Source organism: Fervidobacterium sp., from assembly GCF_059913585.1.
Window position 1 is genome coordinate 15,394 of record NZ_DBOLZL010000006.1, and the last position, 24,907, is coordinate 40,300.

Genomic DNA, 24,907 nt, shown 5'->3' on the forward strand with positions numbered 1-24,907 from the left:
AGCCATAAATGGGAGGCGCGTGAAAAATGTCAGATAAAATCAACTATCTTGAAAAATTCAAGCCGTTTGTTTACAAAGATGAGTTTATCGAAATGCCTTACAGACTTTTCATACCTGAAAACCAAAAACCAGGTGAAAAATATCCGCTAGTTGTTTTTCTCCATGGTGCTGGTGAGCGTGGAAGAGATAACGAAAAACAAATTATTGCAAACGAAGGTGCCACTGTATGGGCCAGTCCAGAAGTGCAGGAAAAGCACCCGTGCTTTGTACTTGCTCCACAGTGTCCAGAGAACGGGTATTGGGGAACTTCATTTAGAACTAGTGATGAGCTTGAACCGAACTCGCTTCTTTCAACGGTTCTCCTATTAACCAACAAGATTGTAGATGAGTATCCTGTTGACGAAGAAAGGATATACATAACTGGGCTATCGATGGGAGGTTTCGGTACCGTTGGTCTCTTAACACTTTGCCCAGAAAGATTTGCAGCTGCAGTTGTTGTATGTGGCGGAGGTAATGTTGCAAAAGCCCAAAAAATCTCCCACATCCCTATATGGTTCTTCCATGCCGAAGACGACGACGTTGTTCCTGTAAAGTTTTCTCGTGAGTTAGTCGAAGCTCTGAAGAAGCTAAACGCACCTGTGCGATATACAGAATATCCAAAAGGCTACATGGAAAGTATCGGAAGTTTTCCGCATGCATCTTGGATTCCTGCCTACAGAGATAAAGAAATGATTGAGTGGCTCTTTAGTAAAAGCAGAGCGCAAAGATAAAACGAAAGCAGGGGATATCCCCTGCTTCCGTTTTAATTCTTGGCTTACTTATATTTTGCTACTAGTTCATCTAAGAATTTGAGAACTTCTGCCTTACTATTAAACTCCGGCATAGCGAACAACGGTTCTTTCCAATCTTTTAGTATTTCTCCCTCGGAAGTTTGTTGGTATAGGCTTATTAAATTCTCCGCTGTTTTCAAGAATTCTTCTTTTATTAGCTCATAATGAGCTTTGAACCTGGCATATCTTTCATAAAGCTTCATCAAGTTCGAATCAACAACAGTTGTCAGTATCGAAATAAGCTCTTTCTTTGCATCGTCAGAGAAATTCAGTGCTTGAAGCTGGTTTTCAAAATCTTTCATAGAGTTATAGGCATTTGTTTTCCAAACACTAGATTTTCCTATCTTCATCCAGAATGTTGGTGTATATTTAATGAGCTCTTCAATGTATTCCTTTTCAATCTTCTTGAAATCAGTGCTCATTATTGAATTGTACAACCTTCTCAACCTGTCCTCAAACATTGGAGTAAGACTGTTTGAAATATAGCCTTTCTCATCCTTTTCCAGAATGGTATCTAAGCGTTTCTTCAAATCATCAATGAATCTATTAAAGTTATTATCCCAGTATTCTTTGTCGTTAACCTTTTTTGAGATGAGGTCGTAATTCTCCTTATACCACTCAATCAATTGTGAATACGTAACTACACTCTCTTGGTACTCCGAAATAACTTGATATTCTCTTGCAAGAGCGTGGAGATAATCAAGCACTCCATCAGGCACACCCCAGACACCCTTTACCTCCATGAATTTACATGTTTTTGCCTCCAATCTCGCCAAATCAACAAGCAAGTTACGTGACTCCACGTTAATTGGATCTAACGCCTGGACTGTCAAACCGGCAAAGTACCTATAGATATCTTGCCCGCCTGTTGTTGCAAGCTCAATATCAAGATTCTTCCAGTCTGGGAATCTGTTCCATCCTCCTGGCATTATGTAAAGTGTCTTCCTAACCCAAGTATCGAACTTATTGAAAAAGATGGATTCAAGAGCTAATGTCTTTTTATTAATTTCTTCCTCTGCAATGTTGTCAGTAAGTGTCTTTGCAATCAGGTATAGGGAATTGTACCTGATTGCTAATGTTTTGAAAGTGTTTCTTTCTGTGAATGTAAGTAACGAGAATTCATATAAACAAGCTGAATCAACAATTGCTTGTGCTGTTGCTATATCGATTTTGTCGATAAACGAAGGATTATTTTTTATGTAGACCGCCAAATCTTTGAAGTAAGCATACTTAAACTTATTAGGAAGTATATTCTGAAATTCGTCGTAGTTCTGACTAAGAACAGCTTCGGGATTTTTCCTCAGAGCATCTTTCAGGATATTGATTCTTACCGGGTCAGAAGCAAGTGCTGCCAGGTAGAAATACGATTTTCCATATGTGTGGTTAAGTTTTACGCTTTTTAAAAAGTATGATTTTGCTTGTTCATAGTATTTTATGAGCTCCAGTGGTATTGCCTCTTTCTGAGCAGTTAGCGCTCTTCGATTTTGTGCTATCTGATTTCTTATGTTTTGAATATTCTGCAAACGTTCACTCTCCGCCTGTGCTCTGTTATACAACCCTCCCAAATTGCCCGCTTGAGATTGTTTGTATTTGTGCCAATTCTCAGGCGAGTAAATTTGAAATTGCCCGGAGAAGTTGTTTAGTTCTGACTCAATTTGGTCAAGTTGTTTCAAATAATCGTCTATCTGAGCTAATTGTGTCCTCAGTTGTGAGAGTGTTTGAAATGCAACATTACCGTTTCTGAAGTATACTTCTGAAATAAAATGATTCCATCTTAGATACGTAGAACCGGCAACAGAAGAAATAAGGATGAGGCCAAGCACCACAGCTTTGGCACCTTTTATTTCGTATTCCTTTCCATCCACCTTATTAAAATGTTTACCCAAACCAGCACTTAAGACAAATGTTGCCATCAATGCATTTGGCAATAAATGTCCTGGGAAACTAAAGAAACTCTGGAAGGCAAACACTACCCCACTCAGCACAAGCATGGAGAATAGAATTGTATCATCTCGTTCCTGGAGCTTTTGAATATTTTTTAGAACGTAGATAACAAGTAATATAAGCATTACAATAATCAAAGCCAGCCCAACTATTCCTGTCTCGCTAAGTACTTGGAAGTAATCGTTGTGAGCTCTTTTGAAGTTGTTCCAACCGTAGCTATAAATAGGTTTGTCAGCAGTCAAATCACCGATTCCGTAAAGACCGTACAATTGGTACGTTCCTATACCTTGCCCAAAGAGTTTGTGATTTTTCCAAATGTAAATTGTCGAGAACCATGATAGGAACCTTTCGTCTCTACTCGATACGGAGGCCATAGCACTAAACCTTTCGGTCATACTGAATTTCCCATAGTTGTTAAACGGTGAAGGAACATTGTAAACAATGACAAGGATAATCGCCATCACAACGAATATCAAAATCGACATTCTGCGTAGCGATTTTAGTTTGGCAAGTAGCTTTGGTGCATTTTTTTGAAGTTCTGTTTCAGCTTTTTCTTCGCGTTTACGTATGAAGAAGAAATAAGCAAGGATTAGTAATACTACTTCCAAAACAAGCGCCAAGTATTCTGACCTGGTCTGAGAAAAGATAATAACATCTAAATAAAGAATTGCAGAGAACAGGGAAAGTAATTTCATAAAAAGAATCCCAGAAAACTTTCGAACACTCATAACACCAAGGTCGAGACTGATGACGAAGTAAAGTGCAATGGGTAAAAGCATGTTCAGATAGTTTGAAACGAATATAACATTTCCTACATTTGCTTTTATACTCGCCCTCTGAAAAGGCTCTCCGACTTGCCCAAGCATCATGTCGTATCCCCAATAGAAGTTTAGTATAGCGTTAACAGCAATGAACAACCCTGTCAACACGAAAACAAAAAGAAATCGTGAAATCTTCTGTTTATCATCAAGAATAGTTGAAAAGTAGAACGATAATAGCATATTCAAGAATAAGTAAAGTCCTATATCAAAAGCTTGCCTGAAAAAGTATGGATTATCCCTCCAAGTGTTAATTGTTGAAAGCAACGCAACCACCGAAAATGCTAACCAAATAAAATGGACCTTGGATGCAAAAAATTTAAACTTCTTTGTTTGAAGCAGTCTAACAAGTAAGTACACTCCTATCAACAGCGTAGCGACTGTTAAAATCGCGTACTTTGGAGTACTGAACTCGTAAGTGTACTCTCTGTGAGCAAAGAGTGCTACAAGAGGTATGGTGACATACAAAACAAGTTCTTCGAAAAAAGAAAGCACTTTCATCCTCCTCCCCTTTATTCAAAATTGATTAGTAGTATTTTAATATCTTCAACCATTTTGATATGAAATAGTACATAACAAGCGACACCACTACAGCGAGCAACGATAATATTTTGTTCTGCTTTGCTATCATACCAATCGTGAAAAGCACAAATTGTATAAAAACAACTACGAAAAGTGTGTGCTTTTTGTTCTTGGTCTTTGACTGAATTTTATCATAGAAATGTCCTCTGTCACCACTGAACGGAGAGCGTCCGTTCAATACTCTTCTCAAAACACCTGCTCCAAGGTCAAAAAAGAAGAGGGAAAGAAAAATAAAAGCTGAAACCGTATATGGAAGATTAGAAAACCCATTCCTGATAGATGAGAGTAGGCCTATTGAAAGAACACCACCAATTAAATAACTACCCGCATCGCCCATGAATATCATTGCTGGTGGGAAATTGTAAAGCAGATAACCAAACAAAGCACCGACGAGGGCAAGTAACAAAACTTTGTCATATCGTGACGTTGCAACGGTAAATAAACCTATTGCAGAGATTACCGAAACACTTGCGCAAACGCCATCCAATCCATCCATCATATTAACGGCATTTATCAATGCAACCGCGAGAACTGAATAAATCGGAAAAAACAAAGAAAAACCAGTATACTTGTAAACAAGTACAAACGACACAACAAACTCGGTTAAGAGTCTTACCTTAGGGTCAAGGTTTTTCACGTCATCATATAAACCTATCAGCATAAGAACAGTCAAAACTATTTTTGTTATAGGTTCAAAGGGCGTGACAAAAAGAACTCCTAAAAAGACACTAAAACCACCAAGGTAAGGAGTAATTCTGTCGTGAGGTTTGAGTTCACCATCTGGCTTATCAACGATACCATATTGAAACGCTACTTTTCTAAATAACGGAATTGTCAAGACACTGATTATGAAAGAAGCAAATAAGCAGAGCATATCCTCAAACACAGTCAAGTTCAATTCCTCCCAGACTTCTCAGCCTCCTGGTTTCTCAACCCTATAACTCACCGTAACTATAATCCTCTTCTTTAGAACCGTCAGAATTATCGTTACATCTAGGTTCAGCTAAAGATGGATCTGTTGTATTGGGTAATGTCTCGTCCCAAAGCTCAATGCTTTCTGTGCTGTCGACATTTTCCGTTTCCTGGACGTTTATGCCGGTATCCACTTCGTCATCTATCCCTGATTGCTCTGTAAAAGTATTTGTAGTACCTTCAAACGTTTCCTCTACTTCCATTTCTGGTCTAGACTCTTCTTCTATAGAGTCTGGACTTATTGCCAATTCCGTTTCTCTTGTTTCTTCATATAAAACATCGTTTATCGCCTCTTTAACAGACTTATGAGATTCCAGCGCTATGAAAAATTTATCAGTCAAATCTGTTAAATCTTTACCGTTGGCCCCGATGTGGAATACTTCTACTTTACCAGACGGAGATACTGCGAAAGAAATAAGAAAATCGTTCTCCTGATAATTAACTTTATCAGAATTAGTATCTACATTCCACTCTCCCGTTTTTAAAAGATTCTTCAGTGGTTCATTTAAAACCTTTGAGTTCTTAACATGAGCTACCAGCAAGTTTGACTTGTCAATACCATATATCTTTCCGATAATATATTCCGCTATGTTACTTGGGCATTGTTTCCCATCAATACTCACTGAATCAATAGCAGGTTTTGCAACATTGTTAGTACTAAAGACTATTTTAAAGTCCATAAATTTTCCCAAATATTTTCCTTTAGCCCTGACCTCCACTGTGTTTTTGTTGACGGACCATTTAACATCTTTCAAAAAGCTTTCAACTGCTATCTTGTTATTACTAAATTTTGAACCAGCAACAGACAAACTTGATTGAACAGCGGCTATTTTCGCTTTTTCGTCATTAGTGGTTTCATTTCTCACATTTGCAACTTCCCTAGGCATTATGTCCGATAAAACTTCATTCAAGCTAACCTTCAACCCATTGTAATTCACATCTTTGACTATCGGACTTTCCATACGTTCGCGTGGCAATTCAAATAAAAGCCACAATGCTTTATTCGAATTTTTGGTATGAGCCTCAAGTCTGACCATAACTTTATCTCCTTCAATAGTAACCACCCAGGAAACATCCTTCAAATATTGTTGCACAAATTCATTAAACGTAATAGCCCTACCTGGAACTGTGCTTGCTAGTATTCTTCTTTTGTACTTTTCGCGCTCTTGCTCATCGGTTAGATAACCGAACTTTTTGTATACTTTCTTGATATACTCGTGAGCTTCTTTCACTGTTTTTTCTACATCATTAACCATGAAATAGACTACACTAATATACCCATAATCGTTGACATGAAATCTAATTGTAATTCTTTTAACATCCTGAGATGTTCCAAAATTTTCATAGGCAGTAAACTCAACCAGCTTTTCTTTTTCGTTAAATAAGTAGAACCTACTAGAGGGAAGCTTTCCCAAAACTTCGCCAAGAGTAGCCTCTGAGAGTTCCGGTAAATAACCATTCACAACGGTTTCAAGTACCTCTTGTTCAATTTTCTTTTTGTAAATAATTGCCAGAAGAACTCTTCTTTCATTTTCGTTTAACTGACGACCATTTACAAGAATATGATCAACGTAGACTTTAACCTTGTTGTTAACTTTCTTAACCTCGTAAACAACATCTACAATGTTTCCAACACTGTCCATACCTGAAAATTTAACAAAATGTCTGCCTTCGTTATATATGTATTCATCCACCCAACCTTTAAGGTACGAGAATATACTATTTGGGTCACAACCCTCAAAATTAGCAGGAGGCTGACGCTTAATAGTTTCAACAATCACACCCTTGAAAATCTTCTCATACAGTTCATCCACTTGTTCAGGTAAGAGGGATTTTCCGTTTTTGTATATTGTCAAATTATCTTTTTCCAGTATTGAAAACGCGTATTGATTACCTAAATCGTCTCGACAATAAAACCGAGGCTCATGAAAAAAGAAATTATCTAATTTTACATTTCCAAAATAGATTTTGCAAGTTTCCAATACGCCATATATGTTATACTGTTTATAAGGTTCATGCAGGAGTTTCCACCTTTCGATATTTTCACGTATAAGTCCTATTCCAACAATAGCAACGAAAGCAAAAACAAATAACCACTTAAATACCCTAGCTCTGCTCCTTCTCGTTCCTTGTTTTTTGTTCAAAAAACTCCCTCCCCATATAAACGAAAAGTAAAAATCAACAGCCGAAAAACTCATCGCCCCCGTCTGCTTCACAATCAATCTACGGAGGTACGCTTTGGCTCTTTGTGATCTAAATTTCCGCCCAGTTGCCCAAAAGTATTATAACACATTTTGAATTCTTCGAAACCTGCAGAATTTTGTGTGCTCTGCTATTAGCAGTAAATCGACAACAAAATCGTTTGTAACCAAATAAGTTAAAAAAGCTTATTCTCAGCAGTAAAGCAGGATTTTCAAGATGGTATCTTGACAATTTCTCGCAATGTGTTAATATATAACACGGTCACTAACACCGAAAAGTAGTACTCAGTAAAAGATGGCCCCATAGGATAACGGCTAGTCCATCGGATTCTCAGTCCGAGGGTCGGGGTTCGATTCCCCGTGGGGCTGCCAGAACGGAAGCCCCCATAGTTCAAAGGATAGAACGGCGGATTCCTAATCCGCAAATGGAGGTTCGATTCCTCCTGGGGGCACCATGATTGGGCCGCTAGCTCAGCAGGTAGAGCACCTGACTCTTAATCAGGTGGCCGTGGGTTCGAGTCCCACGCGGCCCACCAGATTTTCGAAAAAACGAATACTTATCACTAAAGAGGAAGCGCCCGGCTTCCCACCCAATGGCAAAAAGCCTATTGGGTAAGGAAAGTGTAAAAATGGCTAGACCAAAATAGCGTAAGGTTTATTGGAGAGGTTATCTTAGGTCGAACTCAATGGCGGGCGCAAGCCCGCATTAATTTTTTGTAATAGGAGGGGAAAATTATTAAGAACGAAAAGGAAAAAATCATTAAAAACGAAGAGATTCCATTCAACGAACTACGTGTGGTCGATGAAGAAGGAAAAGTCGTTGGTATCATGTCGAAAAGTGCGGCTATCGACTTTGCAAGGTCAAGAGGACTTGATTTAATTCTTGTTGCTCCAAATGCACAACCACCAGTTGCGAGGATACTGGACTACGGCAAGTACAAATACGAACTTGCCAAAAGAGAGCAAAAGGCAAAGAAAAACCAAAAGATTATTGAAATCAAGGAAATGAAATTTAGAACCGCTATCAACGAGCACGATTATCAGACTAAACTCAAACACATTAGAAGGTTCTTGGAAGATGGAAACAAAGTCAAAGTTACCGTGATGTTCCGTGGAAGAGAAATGGCGTTTATGGATAAGGGTAAAGATATACTCGATAGGATTGCAAAAGACGTTTCTGATATTGGCACAGTTGAAAAGGAAGCGAAGGTTGAAGGAAGAGACATGTGGATGATGCTTAAGCCAAAGAATCTGTAATGGTCATAATAAATAAAAAAATACTTAAGCAGGAGGGAAAAACAATGGCCAAGAAAAAGATGAAGGTCAGCAAAACTGCGGCCAAGAGATTCAAGGTCACAAAGAATGGAAAAATTATGCGCAGACATGCCAACGCATGGCACAAAACCGGAAAGAAGAGAAGATCAACACTACGTGCCCTCAGACTTGAAGACGTTGTTTCCCAAGCTGATAAACCAAGAATCCTCAGACTTCTTGGGAAAAAGTAAAATGACAAATTAAATCAAATAAGGAGGAATAGATATGCGCGTCAAAAATGCTGTGAACGCAAAGAAGAAAAAGAAAAAATTTCTGAAGTTTGTTAAAGGTTTCAGAGGTGCACTCAGCAGAAGATATACACTTGCTAAACAATCTTATTACAGAGCACTAAAGTTTGCTTTTGACGGAAGAAAGAATAAGAAGGGCAACTTCAGAAAACTCTGGATTACAAGAATAAACATCGCTGCAAGAAACGAAGGGCTCAAATACAACGAACTGATCCACGGACTCAAACTCGCAAACGTTGCAATCAATAGAAAAATGCTTGCAGAACTTGCGGTAAACGACCCAGAAAGCTTCAGAGAATACGTAAAGATTGCAAAGACAGCTCTTGGAAAATAATTGATAATGATTCTCAACAAAATCAAGGGGCGCAAAGCCCCTTGATTTTTTGTAGTAGTCTTTGCCTTACCTCTTGGGAAAGGAGTGACTTTTGTGAAAGATATTAGTGCAGATAAGGCTATTAGAAAAGTTGCGCTAATCGCGGTCTTTACGAACGTATTGCTGGCTGTAATAAAAGTCACCGTTGGACTTGTGTTTAAAAGTATGGCAGTCTTGGCCGATGGTATAGACACTTCGACGGATATTTTAACATCTTCAACAATGCTAATCGCAACGTTAATTTCCAGAAGGCCTCCGGATAAGGAACACCCATATGGTCATCACAAGGCAGAAAATATAGGTGCAAAGATAATATCTTTCGTTATTTTTTATGCAGGCGTGAGTTTGCTTGTTGAGAGTGCAAAGAGGTTGATAACCGGGCAATACGAAGTCTTGGTTGGCTTTTGGCCATTGTTTGCAGCGATACTTTCCGTTGGTGGAAAAACATTCTTATTCGTAATTGAATATACTACAGGGAAAAAGTATAAAAGCAATTCAATGGTTGCAGAAGCCAAGAACATGAGAAACGATATTATGATGTCAAGTTTAGTCTTCATTGGAGTCGCACTCAACAAAATAGGTTTGGCTTGGATGGACCCTTTGGTGGGAATCGTCATGTCTGGTATAATAATAAAGGTGGCATGGGAAGTCTTTGAAGAAAATACGCATGACTTGATGGACGGCCTAAAGGATGAAGAGATGTGGATCTACGAAAAAGTATTTGAAGCATGCCAAAGGTGTGGAGCTCTGAATCCACACAAGGTGCGAGTAAGGAAAGTTGGTGGAAAGTTCGATATAGATATGGATATAGAGGTGAGTGGTGAAATGAACGTCAGGGACGCACACGAAATTACAAAATGCATTAAAAAGCACCTTTATGACACAAAGGAAATTTACGATGTGGTTATCCACGTCGAGCCGGAGGCAAACGATGAACACGAACCGTTTGGACTTACGGAAGAAACTTTTAAAAAAGACGAGAAAGAGAAAAACTAACCAGAAAATATCTTTTGCAAATTTCTGGATGCTCTTTCTATTCACCGCATTCACATTTGTGTTTTTAACCGTTCTCTATCACCCTGCAATAGTTTTTGGACTTACACTTGAGGAGATATTGGAAAAATCAAAAACCGACCCAGATTTTGCCTGGGATATGTATCTTTCATACATTTCCCAACTAAGCCCAAACGTATCAACTTCTGAAAGTAAAAAAATAGAACAAGTCGGAAGGATTCTAAATGCTAAAAGGAAACTTAAAATGCTCGATTTTGCAATTAAGGAAGACGTTGAAGGACTTATAAGATTCCTTAAGACATCTTCAATACAGTCGACCATGAAGTACCATATTTTGGAGATTTTCGGGGAAGAAAATCTTGTAGAATATTTAGACAAGAATCTTTCTCACAATCTTGAAGTTCTATTACTTACAAACATTCTTACCGTCGATGTAAAACATTACGCCGAAAGTGTTCTCGATGTAATATCACGGGACGCTAAGGCAAAGGAAAAATTTTTAGACATCATTCTGAAGCGTCTAGAAAAAAAGGATATGTTCGTCAACGCAATGTTCGAAAAAATGTACCAACGATACTCAAGTGCCGAGAAGGAAATAAGAACCAGTATTCTAGAACTATATAAGGATTTCAAAACTTACGGATATACAGACACACGGTTTGAAAACATATTAAACAAAACAAGCAAAACTTGGTACAAATTCTGGCACTCGTTTATGGAAATTTCCTCTTACCTTTCTCGTTTCGCTGATAATTTTGTCTTTTTGACTGTTGCTCTCGCAATTGTTACTATGTTAGTTCTTTTTTCAATATCATTTGTAAGATACAAAATATTCTACATCTTGGGCTTAAAAAAGTTTGCTGCACTGACCTACAGAAAGATTGTCGATAAGGACCCATTAAATGAAGATAAAAGGCTAACTCTTGCCCAACTCTACGAAGAAGCTGGAATGTTCGAAGAAGCAATGAATGAGTACAACTTTTTGAAAAGAATAAAGCTTGAATGAGTTAGGGAATGTCTTTTTATTACTTGGTGGTATAATTTTTCGTGAGGTCCTGTCTATACAAGCCTAAAGAGCTGCCGAAAGGAGCGAAATGTAACATGTCAGGTAAAGAACAAGCATGTCGATTTATTCCGTTATCGAGACCACAGATAGTTCAACAAGATATAGAAATTGTGACGAAAGTTCTAAAATCCGGAAGGCTTAGCATAGGTCCTTACACTGAACTATTCGAAAAAGCTATAGCGGAGTATGTTGGAGTAAAATACGTCGCTGCTGTTTCAAGTGGGACAAGTGCGCTCCATCTCATTCTGAAAGCTCTGAATTTTGGCAAAGGGGACCTTCTCATAGTTCCATCCTTTACGTTTGTTGCTTCTGCAAATGTTGCCTTATACGAAAACGGAAGTGTTACATTTGTTGATATTGATCCAATCACAATGAACTTGGACATTGAACACTTCAAGACGATAGTTGAAGAAAATTTCAACAAATTTCGCAGAATATTCCTGATGGCTGTAGATGTCTTTGGTCACCCACTGGATTGGGATAAGATAAATATATTCGCTGAAAAATACGATGTTATAGTTGTTGAAGATTCCTGTGAAGCTCTTGGAAGTGAATACAAAGGAAAGAAGGTGGGAACGTTTGGAGTAGCAGGAGCGTTTGCGTTCTATCCAAACAAACAGATAACAACCGGTGAAGGTGGAGTCGTTGTTACAAACAATGAAAAAATATACAAGATGTCAGTTTCTTTAAGAAACCAAGGGCGTGGAGAAGGTCAAGGTTGGCTCTCTCACGATTACGTTGGTTACAACTACAGAATAGATGAGATGTCAGCTGCACTTGGTTGGTCACAAATGCAGAGGTTGGATGAGATTATAGAAAAACGTGCAAAAGTAGCTGAGAGATATAAAATCCTCTTAAAAGATTTACCTTTAGAGCTCCCTGCCGTCATGGATTATGCCACCAAGATGTCGTGGTTCGTATACGTTGTCAGACTACCGCAAGGAACTCCAAGTTCGGTCAGAGATACAATAATGCAAAAGCTTGAAAACGAAGGTGTCCAATGCAGAAATTACTTTGTCCCGGTGCATTTGCAAAAACCTTACAGAGAACTCGGTTGGAAAGAAGGGATGTTACCTGTTACAGAAGACATTTCACAAAGAACAATAGCTATTCCATTCTACACAGATATGGAGCAAGAAGAACAAGAGTATGTGGCAGAGAAACTGCGTATAGTATTAGAAACGTTTCTGAAGTAAAAATACACATGTAGGGGGAAGGGGTTTTATGGTTCAAACAATTCTGAACGTATTAATATCTTCTCTTCTTACAACGTTATCAATGCCAGGTTATCTTTTTGGAGGGATAGTGTTTTTCTCTCTTATTCCTCTCTTCCTCGCTTTAGAAAAAAAGGGACCAATCTTTACAGCGATAGTGTCTTTTCTATATTTTTTCACTTTCTCTTTTGTGAACTTTCACTATTTAATAAACACTCTAACAACCGGTTTACCTGAATTGTTTGGACGTTTCAATGCCACGGCAGGCTTTTTGGTTTTTATTCTATTTTGTATTCTTGAGGCTTTACCATTTTTGCTTTTTGGATTTCTCTACGGACTCTGGACTGAGAAGGTCAGATTCCGCGTTTTAGAACCGATTTTTGTTGCTTCTATTTACGTCATATCTGATTACTTGAGAGGTATAGGCGAGTTGGGTTTCACAGGTGGGCGATTAAGTGATGCCCTTTACAATTTCAAAGGCTTGCTCCAGTTACTTCCGTTTACAGGAACTCTTGGTCTCGTTTTCCTAATAGTGATAGTGAACTATGAAGGTTACAAACTCATACGTGCGAATAAGAACAACTACGTTTTCGTTTTAGCATTAATCGCTCTCGTTCTCTTCGTAAACGGCACTATAGAATCATTTATACCAAAAAATGTTGGAGACAGCCCCATTATCTTAGCCCAGACAAACATGCCACAGAAAGTAAAATACTCATACGATTCGAACGCCATTGTTGATTACATTGAAAAGAATTTTTCGAACTCCCCGAATTTGTTGACGATATTCCCTGAAGGGGTCTTCCCAGGAACAGATATAAGAAAATCAGATATCGAAAAAAAATTGCTTGAAACTTTCAAAAACCGAACATTTGTAATTGGTTATCCCACGTTAGTTGGAAACGACGCATTCAACAGTGCCGTGATTTATTCAGATGGTAAATTTTCTGATAAATACGATAAAGTCCAACTTTTCCCATTCGTAGAAAACCTCCCTTACAAGGGAATATTCGGGCGTCTTTCATTTCTAAGGGGCATGTATTACTTCAGTCCTGGTGAATTGAAAGTTTTCGATATAAAAGGATATGGGGAAGTAGGATTCCAGATTTGTTTCGAATCGTTCTTCCCATATATATCAAGAAAGCTTTCAAAAGGTGCTGGTTTTTTGGTAGTAATAACAAACGATGGATGGTATGATTCAAAAATTCCATTAATCCAACACTTTGCTCAAGCGATTTTTAGAGCTGTAGAAACACGCAGACACGTTGTTCAAGTTTCAAACACAGGAATCAGTGGAGTTGTAGACGAGTATGGCAACTACATCACTTTGCCTGACAGCAAAACAACTTGGGGCATTTTTTACGTCAGATCAAATGATAGTGTAACGTTTTATACCAAATACGGTGATTACATAGTTATCATTTCGCTCTTTATCACGATAATTGTAGGACTTACTGCCAAAAAAAGAAGAACGATTTTTGATTAATCAGCAGATACTGTCTTCATGTTTTTTGTAACTACACAAGGAGGATGGAATTGTGAAAAATGTACCCGCTAGCATAGAAGCCGAACAAGCGTTGATAGGGAGTATATTGATTGAACCCGAAAAAGTTGATAACATCGTTTCTATAGTCAGTTCTTCCGATTTTTATGACCCGAAGCATCGTCACATATTTGCTGCAATAGAACAACTGCACGATGAGGGGTTGCCTATTGACATTATCTCTGTGTGCGATAGGCTAAAAGCGATGGGGGTTCTTGATAAGATAGGCGGGGAGCTATACGTTGCGCAACTTGCAGACAACGTTCCGACTTCAGCACATGCAGAAATGTACGCCCAGATAGTGCGAGACAAAGCAATACTGAGAGAATTAATTGCTGCAGGTAGTCTGATTGTGGAAAAAGCTTACGATGAGGCACTTAATGTCGATGAAGTGCTTGACGAAGCGGAACGATTGGTTTTTAGAATTGCTGAGTCACGTGCAACGAAAACTTACATAGATATACGAAGCGCTTTGACCGAGGTTTTTGAACACCTCGAAGAGTTAAGGTCAAAGCATTTAAAAGGGCTTACAGGTTTGGTGACCGGTATCCCTACCGGGTTCAAAAAACTCGATGAAATGACGTCTGGGTTCCACAAGTCCGATTTAATAATCATAGCGGCACGACCAAGTGTGGGTAAAACGGCTTTCGCATTAAATTTGGCAAAGAATATGGCAACTGTCGGGGAAGCTTCTGTGGGAATATTCAGTCTGGAGATGAGCAAAGAACAACTTATTCAAAGACTTTTGTGTATGGAATCTCTCGTAGACCTTCAAAAAGTTAGAAGAGGCTGGTTAAGTGATGAAGAATGGAAAAGGCTTGTCCAAGGAGCCTCGAGATTAATGAAAGCGAATATAATAATAGACGATGAGTCTAACCTCGAACCACGTGTTTTAAGAGCAAAAGCAAGAAGAATGAAAAAAGAATACAACATAGATGCCATATTCATAGATTATTTACAACTTATGGATTTGGGTGATGGCAGGAGAGACAGTCGCCAGCAAGAAATTTCTGAAATCTCCCGTTCATTGAAGCTTCTGGCAAGGGAACTCGATGTTTCGATTATCGCACTATCACAGCTGTCAAGAGCGGTCGAACAGAGGGAAGACAAACGACCACGTCTTAGCGACCTTAGAGAATCAGGTGCTATCGAACAAGACGCTGACGTTGTTATATTCCTCTACAGAGAAGAATATTATAAAAAACAGCACGTTGACTTACCACACGAAACAGAGATAATCATCGGAAAGCAACGAAACGGACCTATCGGAACAATAACTCTGATGTTCAATCCATCGTTTACAAACTTCTTCGAACCTGATGTATTCCATTCGGAAGTCTAAAGTAATCTAATAAAAAACAACCAAAAGAAGGAGCTGAAAATATGGTTAGAGCTATCTACCCTGGTTCCTTTGACCCAATAACGTATGGTCATATAGACATTGCCAGAAGAGCTGCCGAATTATTCGATGAACTTTACGTAGTGGTTATGGAAAACAAGAGAAAGAACTATACCTTCACGATAGAAGAACGTGTGGAGATGGTGAAAGAATGTTTAAAAGGTATACCTAACGTACGTGTTGACACGTTTTCAGGGCTCTTGGTTGAATATACGACGAAAAACAAAATAAATGTGGTCATTAGAGGTTTAAGAGCAGTCACGGATTTTGAATATGAACTCCAGATGGCACTTGCTAATAAAGAAATATGCAGCGGAGTTGAAACCGTATTCCTTATGACTGATAAGAATTACTCTTTCCTCTCTTCAAGCCTCGTAAAAGAAGTCGCATCATTTGGCGGACAAGTTTCACAGTGGGTCCCTGAATTTGTAGAGAGGAAATTGCGAGAAAAATTTAGGAACTTAAGATGAGGTGAAAAGATGGAAAAAAACTTTAATGCTACGAATGAGTCGAAAGAAATCATAGTAAAAGCTGAAAATCTTTCCAAAATCTACGGTTCTGGTAGTTCAAAAGTCGTTGCACTAGATTCTGTAAACTTGGAGATATACAAAGGAGAAATCGTTGCAATACTTGGTCCGTCCGGCTCAGGAAAGACCACTCTATTGAATCTACTGGCAGGTCTCGATATTCCAACTTCCGGCACAATAATTATAGACGGACAGGAAATAACGAAAATGTCTGAAGAAGAGAAGGCAAAATTCAGAGCAAAGAGTATGGGGTTTATATTCCAATTTTTCAACCTAATTCCCGTTCTAACTGCTGTCGAGAACGTAGAACTACCTCTTCTTCTTAATAAAGTTCCAGTCACAGAAGCTCGGAAGAGGGCTTTAGAACTGCTCGAACTTTTGGGAATCTCTCATAGAAAAGATGCGTATCCTTCACAGTTGTCAGGCGGTGAACAACAGAGAGTTTCCATTGCTCGTGCACTCTCAACCAAACCAAAAATCATCTGGGCAGACGAACCAACGGGCGCACTAGATGTTAAAAATGGAGAGCAAATCAAGAAGCTGATAATAGAGCTTAATAAGGAATTTGGAACAACTTTTGTCATAGTAACACACGACCAAAGTGTTGCCCAAATAGCAAACAGAATCATGAGGATGGAAAATGGTAGAATAGTTGAAGTTATAAGTTAAGGAGGAGAAGAACGGTCGAATATGGTTATCTACCTCGTTGGTGATTCTGAACTCAGTAAAGAACTTTACATAAAAGAATATCTGAAAGGTAAGGATGTGGAATATCACAAAATATTTGCCGATGATGACGGAAAGATTGAAGAATTAAAGAACGCCGGTGTAAGTTTAGGTTTGTTTTCAAGCGCAAAAGTTTACGATTTGGTAGATTTTGACGAGTGGTCTAAGAGTGAAAAAAACCAATTTCAATCGCTTGATTTATCCGGAAGTTGGGTTACGGTGTTTGTCCGAACAGAAAAAGTAGGAAAAGAAGTTACGAAGATTCCAGGGAAAGTAGAAGTCTTGACATTCGAAAAACCCAAAGAATGGGAAGAGGACAAGTGGTTGAGTTTTGTTAAAGAGGTGGCAAACAAGATAGGTATAATATGCGACGAAGAAGTTGCAAAAACCATATTCAAATTCACAGGACCTAATGAATATGCGATACTCGCAGAACTTGAAAAACTCCAAATCTACGCCGGTGAACATCCAGCAAAACAAGATGTTGAACAGATTGTTTTTAAAAGAACTATCAGCAAATTAGACGAATTTTGCTTCGCTTTATCGGAACAAAATTACTCGATTGCCAAAAATACGCTGAGCGAAATCTGCAACGATTACGAACCGATAATTATATCGTATACGGTTTCAAAACATTTTATAGAATTATTCAACGTTGTAGTTTACGCTCCAAAGAAACGCGAATACAAATGGCCTGATGTAGCTAATCTTTCCAAAGAGCTTGGAATCCCTTCGCCAAGGGTCGCGAGGTTTTTGGGATTTGCATTCAAAGATTCAAAATACAAGCCTGTAAACCATGTGATGATTTATTCTCCAAAGGTGTTGAAGAACATAATAGAATATCTTTACTTTGTTGATAGGAGGGTTAAATTAAGCGATGATATAAAGATTTTGATGGGATCGTTTATAAACAAACTCGAATCAGGAGATTTTACTAAGACTTTTGAAGAGCAGGATAAACAAGAGCAAGTGGAAAACTAAGGATTTAAGAATTCGGAGAAAATACAATGCTATTTTATGGGAGGGAGACTAAGTGAAGAGCGGATTTGTCTCGTTTGTTGGAAAACCCAATGTAGGTAAGTCATCTATAATCAATGCGATAATGAAGAAAAAGGTTGTCATTGTATCAGATAAACCACAGACAACCAGAAACAGAATAAATGTTATATACACGGACTCAGATGCCCAAATCATTTTCGTAGACACGCCAGGTATACACAAACCATTGCACAGGCTTGGTGAATACATGGTTAAGGCCGCTGTTCAGGCGTTGAAAAACGTTGATTTGTTGCTTTTTACAATCGATGCAAAGGAAGGGTTCGAAACACCAGAAGAACATATATCGAACTATATTAACCAGTCTGGAACACCAACAATTGGAGTAATTAACAAAATAGACCTTGTGGACAACGACCGTGCTGATTTAATAGAAGAGCAGATAAGAAGTCATGTGACCAATCTGCTTAATGTGGTGCGCACATCTGCGGTGACTGGCGAGGGATTAAACGAGCTCGTTGAAAAGATTAAGCAACATTTACCAGAAGGTCCTCAACTGTATCCTGAAGATATTATAGTCGATAGACCACTTTCCTTCATCGCTTCTGAACTGATAAGGGAAAAGATATTCCATTTCACATATAAAGAAATTCCTCATTCTGTTGCTGTAATTGTCGAAGAAGTTAAAGAAAGACCAAACGGCGTTGTGTACATTAGGGCAAACATCTACGTTGAAAGGGAAAGCCAAAAAGGTATAATTATTGGTCAAGAAGGAAGAATGATAAAGAAAATTGGAGAAAGCGCAAGAAAGGATATAGAATACTTCTTAGGTTCAAAAGTTTATTTAGACCTCCATGTAAAGGTCAAAAAAGACTGGAGGAACAAAGATTTCATCATACTGAACGAAGTCGGCATGCGTGACGATTTGGACTGAAAATCAGTCCTTGCTATTTGGTATCCTGGGAATGTTAACAACGTTTAGTTTCATATCTAAACGTGCGATATAGTATTTAAATCCGTATTTTCTTGCCAAACTCACGTATGTTTTTATACGCTCGACATTCTTATTGTCAAGAGGATTGCCGTTGTCGATGTATTCAACTGAAAGAACGGTAATCCCATTTTTTACAAGCTGAGTGAGTTTATTCACTCTGCGAACAAAGTCTTCAGTATTCGTTACGAGTTGACCCTTAGAGAAAAATAAGCTCTCAACAATGATATACTTCGCTTTTTCTCTCAAGTCCGGAAATTCAAGCAGTATGTCTTCTCCATTTACCAGTGCGTATTCCAACTGTGGAAAATCGTTCGTTATTTTTCTTAAGTTTTCTACCATAGCGTTTTTTAATCCTTCTGCATTTTTCCCAGAAAGTTTTTGTAGTTTTGTATGTTGATAAATATTTATCCAATCCAAGGCAACTCCATTGAATCCAGCTGATGTGATTCTTTTCATGTATTGCTTTACCACATCATACCATTCTGAGTACCAGTATTTAACGTAATACTCTCCAGGCCAGCCACCCAGAGGTGCAAGAATGATTGCTTTGTTTAAAGAATTCCAATAGAATCTCCAATCTTCAGCAACGGCGAAGTTTAAGTAAGAAAACACCTTCTTCCCTTGAGATTGTAAAAATGCAATGTCTTCTTTTTTGAAAGCTTTCTTGTCTGTTCCATCAGCAGAATAATCTATAACAACCAAATCTGATTTTACCAACATAAGCTCTTCTAACTTTGGACCGTTCGTGTAAAGAATCCAGTCTTGTGGAACCTCGGTGGCAAAAAGACTTAAAACAACAGGAAATAACAAAGCAAGGAAAATCGTGGTCAAAGCTATCTTTGAAACGAAATCGTTTGTCACTTTTAACACCTCTTATTTAGCAATTATCAATATAAACCTAAAAAAAAGAAGTCGCCAACAGATAACCGGCGACTTCTTTTATTTTTTAGTATTTTAGGTATGGTAACAATGCCATCTGTCTTGCTCTTTTGATTGCTGTCTTTACCATTCTCTGGTGTTTTGCACAGTTCCCTGTAAGTCTTCTTGGCAGTATCTTACCTTTTTCGTTTAAGAAATCCTTGAGCAATTTTGTATCTTTATAGTCAACGTATTCAACTTTCATTTCGCACAGTTTACATGCCTTAATTTTTCTTCTTCTTTGCCTTGCTCTTGGCATCCTACTTCCCTCCTACTGACGTTTAATTCATTGCTCATCAAAATGGTGGTTCATCGTCGTTTGGGATGTCTTCTTCTTCAATATCTTCACCAAAAACTTCTTCGTATGGTATTTCTTCTGGGACTTCTTTGTCACTCTTCCTTGAGTCAACAAATACGATATTGTCTGCCCATATTTCAACGGTTGACCTGGTTTGCCCATCGTTTGTTTTCCATTTATTAATTCTCAACTTGCCGTCAACTAAAACCATTCTACCTTTTTGGAGATAGTTGTGTGCCAATTCTGCCAACTTCCTGAATGCTACAATCCTTATAAAATCAGCTTCATCTCCATTTGTTCCTCGGTTTACCGCAATTGTAAACGTGGTTACCAGGTTTCCGTCGATTGTTTGCCTTGTCTCAGGGTCTCGGGTTAATCTACCAACAAGAACAACTTTGTTATACGACATTATTCCACCTTCTCTTCAGAAGCACCCTCCTGCTGGACTTCTTGATTAGAACTTTCTGCTTCTTTCTTAGCTCTTGCTGCTTTTCTTTCCTTCTTCTCAAGGTCCTCTCTTCTGAACGTTTGCCATCTCATGAAATCTGGGTGCACTTTGAAATAGTTCTCAAGTTGTTCAAGTCCCTGACCGTTTGACCTGAAGTAAAGAACAGTGTAGTCTCCTTCGAAGTACTTTCCAATCTTGTAAGCAAGTTTTCTAATACCCCATCTGTCAACGTTTTCAACTTGCGCTCCAAGTCTTTCTTCCAAGAACTTTTTCACACCTTCAACCAAGTTGTTTCTTTCTTCCTCTGGCACATCTGGTTTGATGATGAACATCGTTTCGTAAATCCTCATAAAGCACCTCCTCCCTCGGTCTTATGCGGCCCTACCCTCTTTAGGGCAGAGCGGGATTTTTGGATTAAGAATTATTTCGCCTAAAACATAAAACAAAGACGGGCGAATGCCCGCTGCATCTTTGTTTTCTGGTGGGCTCGGAGGGGATCGAACCCCCGACCGTCCGGTTATGAGCCGGATGCTCTGCCAACTGAGCTACGAGCCCACAAACCTGGAGGCGACGGAGGGATTTGAACCCTCGAATAGAGATTTTGCAGACCTCCGCCTTAGACCCCTTGGCTACGTCGCCCCGTTGCGTGTTACATTCTATCACATAACCTCTCACCTGTCAACAGGGTTGGTACATTTCAAAAAGCTTCTTATATGTTAAAAAATACAAAAAAAGAACCCTCCTCAAAATTTCCATCATGAGGAGGGTCCCGTAATGCCTACTCTATTTGTTATCCTTGTATCTCCCAGTAAAGTCCTTCATCCTTCCAGTAGAATCTCACTCTTTGACCTTCTTTGACTTGTTCGTCGATTATCAGTTCAGCGAGTTTGAACTCTACTGTGTTTTCGAACAACCTTCTAAGAGGTCTTGCACCCATCGTTGGTACGTAACCTTCCGTAGCCAAGTACTCCTTCATCGATTCATCTAATTCCACAACGATGTTCCTATCGGTAAGTCTTTCGTTGAGCTCTTTGAGATAGATATCGATTATCTGCTTAATGTGTTCTTTCTTGAGTGGCTTGAAAACAACAGCTGCATCGATTCTGTTAATTAACTCTGGTCTGAAATACCTGCGCATTTCCTCTTCAATATGCTTGGGTATAGCACTTTCCAAACCATCCTCGATGTCTTGGATTATTATGTCTGAACCTATGTTGCTAGTCATTATGATTATCGTATTTCTGAAATCAACCGTTGTACCCTTACCATCGGTAAGTCTTCCATCATCGAAGAGTTGTAGTAGCACGTTGAAGACTTCTGGATGCGCCTTTTCGATTTCGTCAAAGAGCACGACACTGTATGGTCTTCTTCTCACCTGTTCTGTGAGTTGTCCACCTTCTTCGTAGCCAACATATCCCGGAGGCGCACCAATTAACCTAGCAACTGAATGCTTTTCCATGTATTCACTCATATCGATTCTGATTAGTGCCTTTTCACTACCAAAGAGCACGTCAGCTAACCTTTTTGCAAGTTCTGTTTTACCAACACCAGTTGGTCCAAGGAACAAGAAGACACCTAGTGGTCGTTTCGGATTTCTGATACCTGCACGTGACATCTTTATAGCGTTTGCTACAACTTTCACTGCTTCTTCCTGGTCTACGAACTTTTCATGTATGAGCTTTTCAAGGTTCTTGATTTTTTCCTTTTCGTCGCCCATAATCTTGCCAACGGGTATACCAGTCCAGCGTTCAACGACCTTTGCGATATCTTCATCCGTTACCTCATGCTTGCCATCTATTTTTGCGCGAGCCGCAGCCTCATCTACAAGGTCTACAGCTTTGTCTGGCATGAATCTGTCTGTAATGTATTTTGAAGATAGCTTAGCAGCCGCTTCGATAGCTTTATCGCTAATCTTAACTCCGTGGAACTCTTCGAATTTCGGTCTGAGACCTTTCAAAATCTCAATCGTTTCTTCGACCGATGGTTCTGAGACGAATATGACCTGGAACCTTCTTGCAAGGGCTTTGTCTTTTTCTATGTGTTTTCTGTATTCCTCAACTGTAGTAGCACCAATCACTCTAAGTGTGCCCCTTGCCAATTCTGGTTTCAAAATGTTACCCGCGTCCAGTGCACCTTCTGCAGCTCCAGCTCCAACGACCGTGTGAAGCTCATCGATGAAGAGAATAACATCGGTCCTCTTCTTGAGCACATCAATAAGTTTCTTTAGCCTTTCTTCGAATTCTCCCCTGAACTTCGTTCCCGCAACCAATCTTGCAAGGTCAAGCTTAAGGATGGTCTTGTTCTTCAAGAAATCTGGCACGTTTCCAGAGACTATTCTTTGGGCAAGTCCCTCAACAATTGCTGTCTTACCAACACCTGGGTCTCCTATGAGAACCGGGTTGTTTTTAATCTTTCTACCAAGAATTTCTATCATCCTGTTAACTTCGTTATCTCTACCTATGACAGGCATCAACTGCCCGTTCTTTGCCATTTCAGTTAAGTTCTCAGTAAACTTGGCAAGAACATCGATGTTTTCCTCTTCCGAGTATGTTCTCTTCATTCTAAGTTCTTTGATAGCTGTATAGAGTCTGTCTTGTGTGACTCCATATCTTGCCAGCAACCTGTAGACAGTTGTTTCTGGTACTATTGCCATAGCAAGGAGCAGGTGGTCTGTTCCGACCTTTTCGTCACCCATGCGTCTGGCTTCACGCTTCGCCTCGTTAATGACCTTTGTAGTATCTGGTGTAACGTAGATTTGTCCTGTGCCACCAGAAGAGTAGTAATAACCTCCTTTTGATGTGATAGTACGTTCTACATCCCTTCTCAACCCATCGATATCTACGTTGAGATGGGTCAGAATATCGTAAGCAGCGTTTTTCGAGTTTTCCAACATAGTCAAAAGTATGTGCTCAGGCGCCATCTGGTTCTGCCTGTAACGATTTAACACATCCGTTACAGACTGTAATATTTCCTGAGCGTTTTCTGTGAATTCCTCAAGGTTGAATGTCATATCAACCACTCCTTTCTTTCCTTTCTATTTTGTTTAATTTGCATTTCCGATGATAGTATACCATATTAGCACTCATATGTCAAGAGTGCTAATCAAAAAAAGTCAAAAAATTTTTGATACAAAAGAGAAATTCAAAAACAGAAGGTTTTGTGACTTGATTTTGAAAATTGTAATGTTAGAATTGAATTGGTGATTGTTCGATATGCTAACTTATTTTTAGCCTAATCCGGGGGGTTTTACACAAAACCATGTCTTATCGTCCTAGTTCATCTTCTGTCAGTTCTGCGGCTCGCTTAATCGCTCTTTTTACATTCATAGATGGGCTTGCACAAGGCATATACGGAACAATCTTCAATCTGATGCTCCGCACTTCAGGCTTACCAACTACGCAAGTTGGTCGTATCACCTCATTCTTCCTCTGGGGTAGTGCGTTACTTGGACTTGTGTTTGGTATAATTGCAGATAAGATTAACAAAAAACAATTAATGGTTACCACTCATCTTTTGAGTATATTCTTCGGAACATACAGGGTTATTTCGCCCTCACTTCTTCATCTTGGCATTTCTTCTTTTCTTTTCGGTGGTCTTTCAACAGCAACATCCATTGTTCTTTCCACGCTTTTGATACTTAAAACTGCAAGAGAAAGCCGTAGTAAGGTTCTTGGTATTAACTTTGGAATAGGTATGTTCACTGGAGTTTTGGGAAACGTATTTGGTGGCATGTTGGGTGACATCTTCCCAATTAGGAATGTGTTAATTGTAGCGAGTTTATCGAGAATCGTTGCACTTGTTCCCATCTGGAAGCTGAAATTATACGAATCAAAATACGAAAGTAAAAACAGTGGAGACACCAATGCACTAAGATTTTTCAGCATCCTTAAGAACTTAGACAAGCGCACTATGAAAGTGATACTTTACTATTTCCTGTCCACTATGAGTGTTGGATTTGGTGCAGGGTTGTTTGTAACCTTTGGTAATGTGATATTCTACGATATCTTCCATATGAAAGCATCGTTGATAGGACTCATTTTAGCATTGGCTCAGCTGGCTACGAGTATTGGTGCTGTGTTTTCTTACAAGTTGGGGAAAAAGTTCGGGGATATGAACGTTTTGATCTTTTCATATGTGTTTGTACCGATACTAATCGTATTGCTCAGCTTTATAAGGGAACCGATAACCTTTACATTTGTGTATGTACTTCGGTTTGCGGTAATGAATATGGTCGGTCCTCTTTTAACTGCTTTGGTCTTTTCTAACATTCCACCAAGTCTTCTTTCTTCAATTAATGGTATGAATTCGTTTATAAACAACGTCGCACGTGCTCTATCAGCAGATTTATTTTCGCTCTTTACCAAATACAATAACGGATACACTTTAATTTTCGTTGTGAGTTCGATTTTCTACTTCCTAAATGCCTATGTTATGATAAGAATGTACAAACATATTTCCGACTAAGAATTACCGTTTACATAA

22 protein-coding genes and 5 tRNA genes are annotated in these 24,907 nt (G+C 38.9%); 17 read left to right on the forward strand and 10 right to left on the reverse strand.

Annotated elements, in window-relative coordinates; genetic code table 11:
* Nucleotides 1-26: 26 nt before the first annotated feature.
* Nucleotides 27-770: a carboxylesterase family protein gene (locus tag AC3M61_RS00680; RefSeq protein WP_500779030.1), complete on the forward strand. Its 744-nt coding sequence runs from the start codon at nt 27-29 to the stop codon at nt 768-770.
* Nucleotides 771-814: 44 nt separating this feature from the next.
* On the opposite strand, the gene AC3M61_RS00685 is transcribed toward AC3M61_RS00680, so the two are convergent.
* Genes AC3M61_RS00685 through AC3M61_RS00695 form a run of 3 tightly spaced genes read right to left on the reverse strand, consistent with a single transcriptional unit; the run spans nt 815 to nt 7,290 of the window.
* Nucleotides 815-4,087 (reverse strand): O-antigen ligase family protein, encoded by a 3,273-nt coding sequence (locus AC3M61_RS00685; RefSeq protein WP_500779031.1) that lies wholly within the window; start codon nt 4,085-4,087, stop codon nt 815-817.
* 31 nt (nt 4,088-4,118) lie between these two features.
* Nucleotides 4,119-5,060 carry a glycosyltransferase family 4 protein gene (locus tag AC3M61_RS00690; RefSeq protein ID WP_500779148.1) on the reverse strand — a complete coding sequence of 314 codons (942 nt, stop codon included), beginning with the start codon at nt 5,058-5,060 and terminating at the stop codon, nt 4,119-4,121.
* Nucleotides 5,061-5,109: 49 nt separating this feature from the next.
* A complete protein-coding gene (locus tag AC3M61_RS00695; RefSeq protein ID WP_500779032.1) occupies nt 5,110-7,290 on the reverse strand; it encodes a hypothetical protein in 2,181 nt (726 codons plus the stop codon).
* A 354-nt stretch (nt 7,291-7,644) separates the two neighbouring features.
* Here AC3M61_RS00695 and AC3M61_RS00700 point away from each other — a divergent pair.
* The 15 genes from AC3M61_RS00700 to era all read left to right on the forward strand — a co-directional run bounded on the left by AC3M61_RS00700 (nt 7,645) and on the right by era (nt 18,701).
* A tRNA-Glu gene (locus AC3M61_RS00700) sits at nt 7,645-7,719 on the forward strand.
* An 8-nt stretch (nt 7,720-7,727) separates the two neighbouring features.
* Nucleotides 7,728-7,802 (forward strand) — tRNA-Arg (locus AC3M61_RS00705).
* A gap of 5 nt (nt 7,803-7,807) precedes the next feature.
* Nucleotides 7,808-7,883 (forward strand) — tRNA-Lys (locus AC3M61_RS00710).
* A 223-nt stretch (nt 7,884-8,106) separates the two neighbouring features.
* Nucleotides 8,107-8,604, forward strand: coding sequence for a translation initiation factor IF-3 (gene infC / locus AC3M61_RS00715; protein WP_500779149.1), 498 nt, complete (start codon nt 8,107-8,109; stop codon nt 8,602-8,604).
* A 44-nt stretch (nt 8,605-8,648) separates the two neighbouring features.
* Nucleotides 8,649-8,852 carry a 50S ribosomal protein L35 gene (rpmI, locus tag AC3M61_RS00720; RefSeq protein ID WP_014450861.1) on the forward strand — a complete coding sequence of 68 codons (204 nt, stop codon included), beginning with the start codon at nt 8,649-8,651 and terminating at the stop codon, nt 8,850-8,852.
* Nucleotides 8,853-8,886: 34 nt separating this feature from the next.
* Complete coding sequence (gene rplT / locus AC3M61_RS00725; RefSeq protein WP_064011128.1) at nt 8,887-9,243, forward strand: 50S ribosomal protein L20; 357 nt, start codon at nt 8,887-8,889, stop codon at nt 9,241-9,243.
* A 93-nt stretch (nt 9,244-9,336) separates the two neighbouring features.
* Nucleotides 9,337-10,278 carry a cation diffusion facilitator family transporter gene (locus AC3M61_RS00730; protein WP_500779033.1) on the forward strand — a complete coding sequence of 314 codons (942 nt, stop codon included), beginning with the start codon at nt 9,337-9,339 and terminating at the stop codon, nt 10,276-10,278.
* Nucleotides 10,214-11,302: a tetratricopeptide repeat protein gene (locus AC3M61_RS00735; protein WP_500779034.1), complete on the forward strand. Its 1,089-nt coding sequence runs from the start codon at nt 10,214-10,216 to the stop codon at nt 11,300-11,302. Before AC3M61_RS00730 ends, AC3M61_RS00735 begins: the two co-directional genes overlap by 65 nt.
* A 95-nt stretch (nt 11,303-11,397) precedes the next feature.
* On the forward strand, nt 11,398-12,558 hold the full coding sequence (locus AC3M61_RS00740) for a DegT/DnrJ/EryC1/StrS family aminotransferase (RefSeq protein ID WP_500779035.1): 1,161 nt from the start codon (nt 11,398-11,400) through the stop codon (nt 12,556-12,558).
* A 28-nt stretch (nt 12,559-12,586) separates the two neighbouring features.
* Nucleotides 12,587-14,062, forward strand: coding sequence for an apolipoprotein N-acyltransferase (gene lnt / locus AC3M61_RS00745; RefSeq protein ID WP_500779036.1), 1,476 nt, complete (start codon nt 12,587-12,589; stop codon nt 14,060-14,062).
* 52 nt (nt 14,063-14,114) lie between these two features.
* The gene (dnaB, locus tag AC3M61_RS00750) at nt 14,115-15,461 is read left to right on the forward strand and encodes a replicative DNA helicase (RefSeq protein WP_448379525.1); all 1,347 of its coding nucleotides are present in this window, start codon (nt 14,115-14,117) and stop codon (nt 15,459-15,461) included.
* A 41-nt stretch (nt 15,462-15,502) separates the two neighbouring features.
* The gene (gene coaD, locus AC3M61_RS00755; protein WP_500779037.1) at nt 15,503-15,988 is read left to right on the forward strand and encodes a pantetheine-phosphate adenylyltransferase; all 486 of its coding nucleotides are present in this window, start codon (nt 15,503-15,505) and stop codon (nt 15,986-15,988) included.
* 9 nt (nt 15,989-15,997) lie between these two features.
* Complete coding sequence (locus AC3M61_RS00760; RefSeq protein ID WP_500779038.1) at nt 15,998-16,714, forward strand: ABC transporter ATP-binding protein; 717 nt, start codon at nt 15,998-16,000, stop codon at nt 16,712-16,714.
* A gap of 21 nt (nt 16,715-16,735) precedes the next feature.
* Nucleotides 16,736-17,752: a DNA polymerase III subunit delta gene (locus tag AC3M61_RS00765; RefSeq protein WP_500779039.1), complete on the forward strand. Its 1,017-nt coding sequence runs from the start codon at nt 16,736-16,738 to the stop codon at nt 17,750-17,752.
* 52 nt (nt 17,753-17,804) lie between these two features.
* Nucleotides 17,805-18,701 (forward strand): GTPase Era, encoded by an 897-nt coding sequence (gene era, locus AC3M61_RS00770; protein ID WP_500779040.1) that lies wholly within the window; start codon nt 17,805-17,807, stop codon nt 18,699-18,701.
* Between the two features lie 3 nt (nt 18,702-18,704).
* Here era and AC3M61_RS00775 read toward each other — a convergent pair whose 3' ends face one another.
* The 7 genes from AC3M61_RS00775 to AC3M61_RS00805 all read right to left on the reverse strand — a co-directional run bounded on the left by AC3M61_RS00775 (nt 18,705) and on the right by AC3M61_RS00805 (nt 23,435).
* A complete protein-coding gene (locus tag AC3M61_RS00775; RefSeq protein ID WP_500779041.1) occupies nt 18,705-19,622 on the reverse strand; it encodes a glycoside hydrolase family 191 protein in 918 nt (305 codons plus the stop codon).
* 85 nt (nt 19,623-19,707) lie between these two features.
* Nucleotides 19,708-19,938 (reverse strand): 30S ribosomal protein S18, encoded by a 231-nt coding sequence (gene rpsR / locus AC3M61_RS00780; protein ID WP_167843556.1) that lies wholly within the window; start codon nt 19,936-19,938, stop codon nt 19,708-19,710.
* A gap of 37 nt (nt 19,939-19,975) precedes the next feature.
* A complete protein-coding gene (locus tag AC3M61_RS00785; protein WP_500779042.1) occupies nt 19,976-20,386 on the reverse strand; it encodes a single-stranded DNA-binding protein in 411 nt (136 codons plus the stop codon).
* The gene (gene rpsF, locus AC3M61_RS00790) at nt 20,386-20,775 is read right to left on the reverse strand and encodes a 30S ribosomal protein S6 (protein WP_500779043.1); all 390 of its coding nucleotides are present in this window, start codon (nt 20,773-20,775) and stop codon (nt 20,386-20,388) included. The genes AC3M61_RS00785 and rpsF overlap by 1 nt, the downstream gene beginning before the upstream one ends.
* 129 nt (nt 20,776-20,904) lie before the next feature.
* A tRNA-Ile gene (locus tag AC3M61_RS00795) sits at nt 20,905-20,980 on the reverse strand.
* A 7-nt stretch (nt 20,981-20,987) separates the two neighbouring features.
* Nucleotides 20,988-21,064 (reverse strand) — tRNA-Cys (locus AC3M61_RS00800).
* A gap of 151 nt (nt 21,065-21,215) precedes the next feature.
* Nucleotides 21,216-23,435, reverse strand: coding sequence for an ATP-dependent Clp protease ATP-binding subunit (locus AC3M61_RS00805; RefSeq protein ID WP_500779044.1), 2,220 nt, complete (start codon nt 23,433-23,435; stop codon nt 21,216-21,218).
* A 248-nt stretch (nt 23,436-23,683) separates the two neighbouring features.
* On the opposite strand from AC3M61_RS00805, the gene AC3M61_RS00810 reads away from it, so the two are divergent.
* Nucleotides 23,684-24,889: an MFS transporter gene (locus tag AC3M61_RS00810; protein ID WP_500779045.1), complete on the forward strand. Its 1,206-nt coding sequence runs from the start codon at nt 23,684-23,686 to the stop codon at nt 24,887-24,889.
* Nucleotides 24,890-24,907 lie beyond the last annotated feature (18 nt).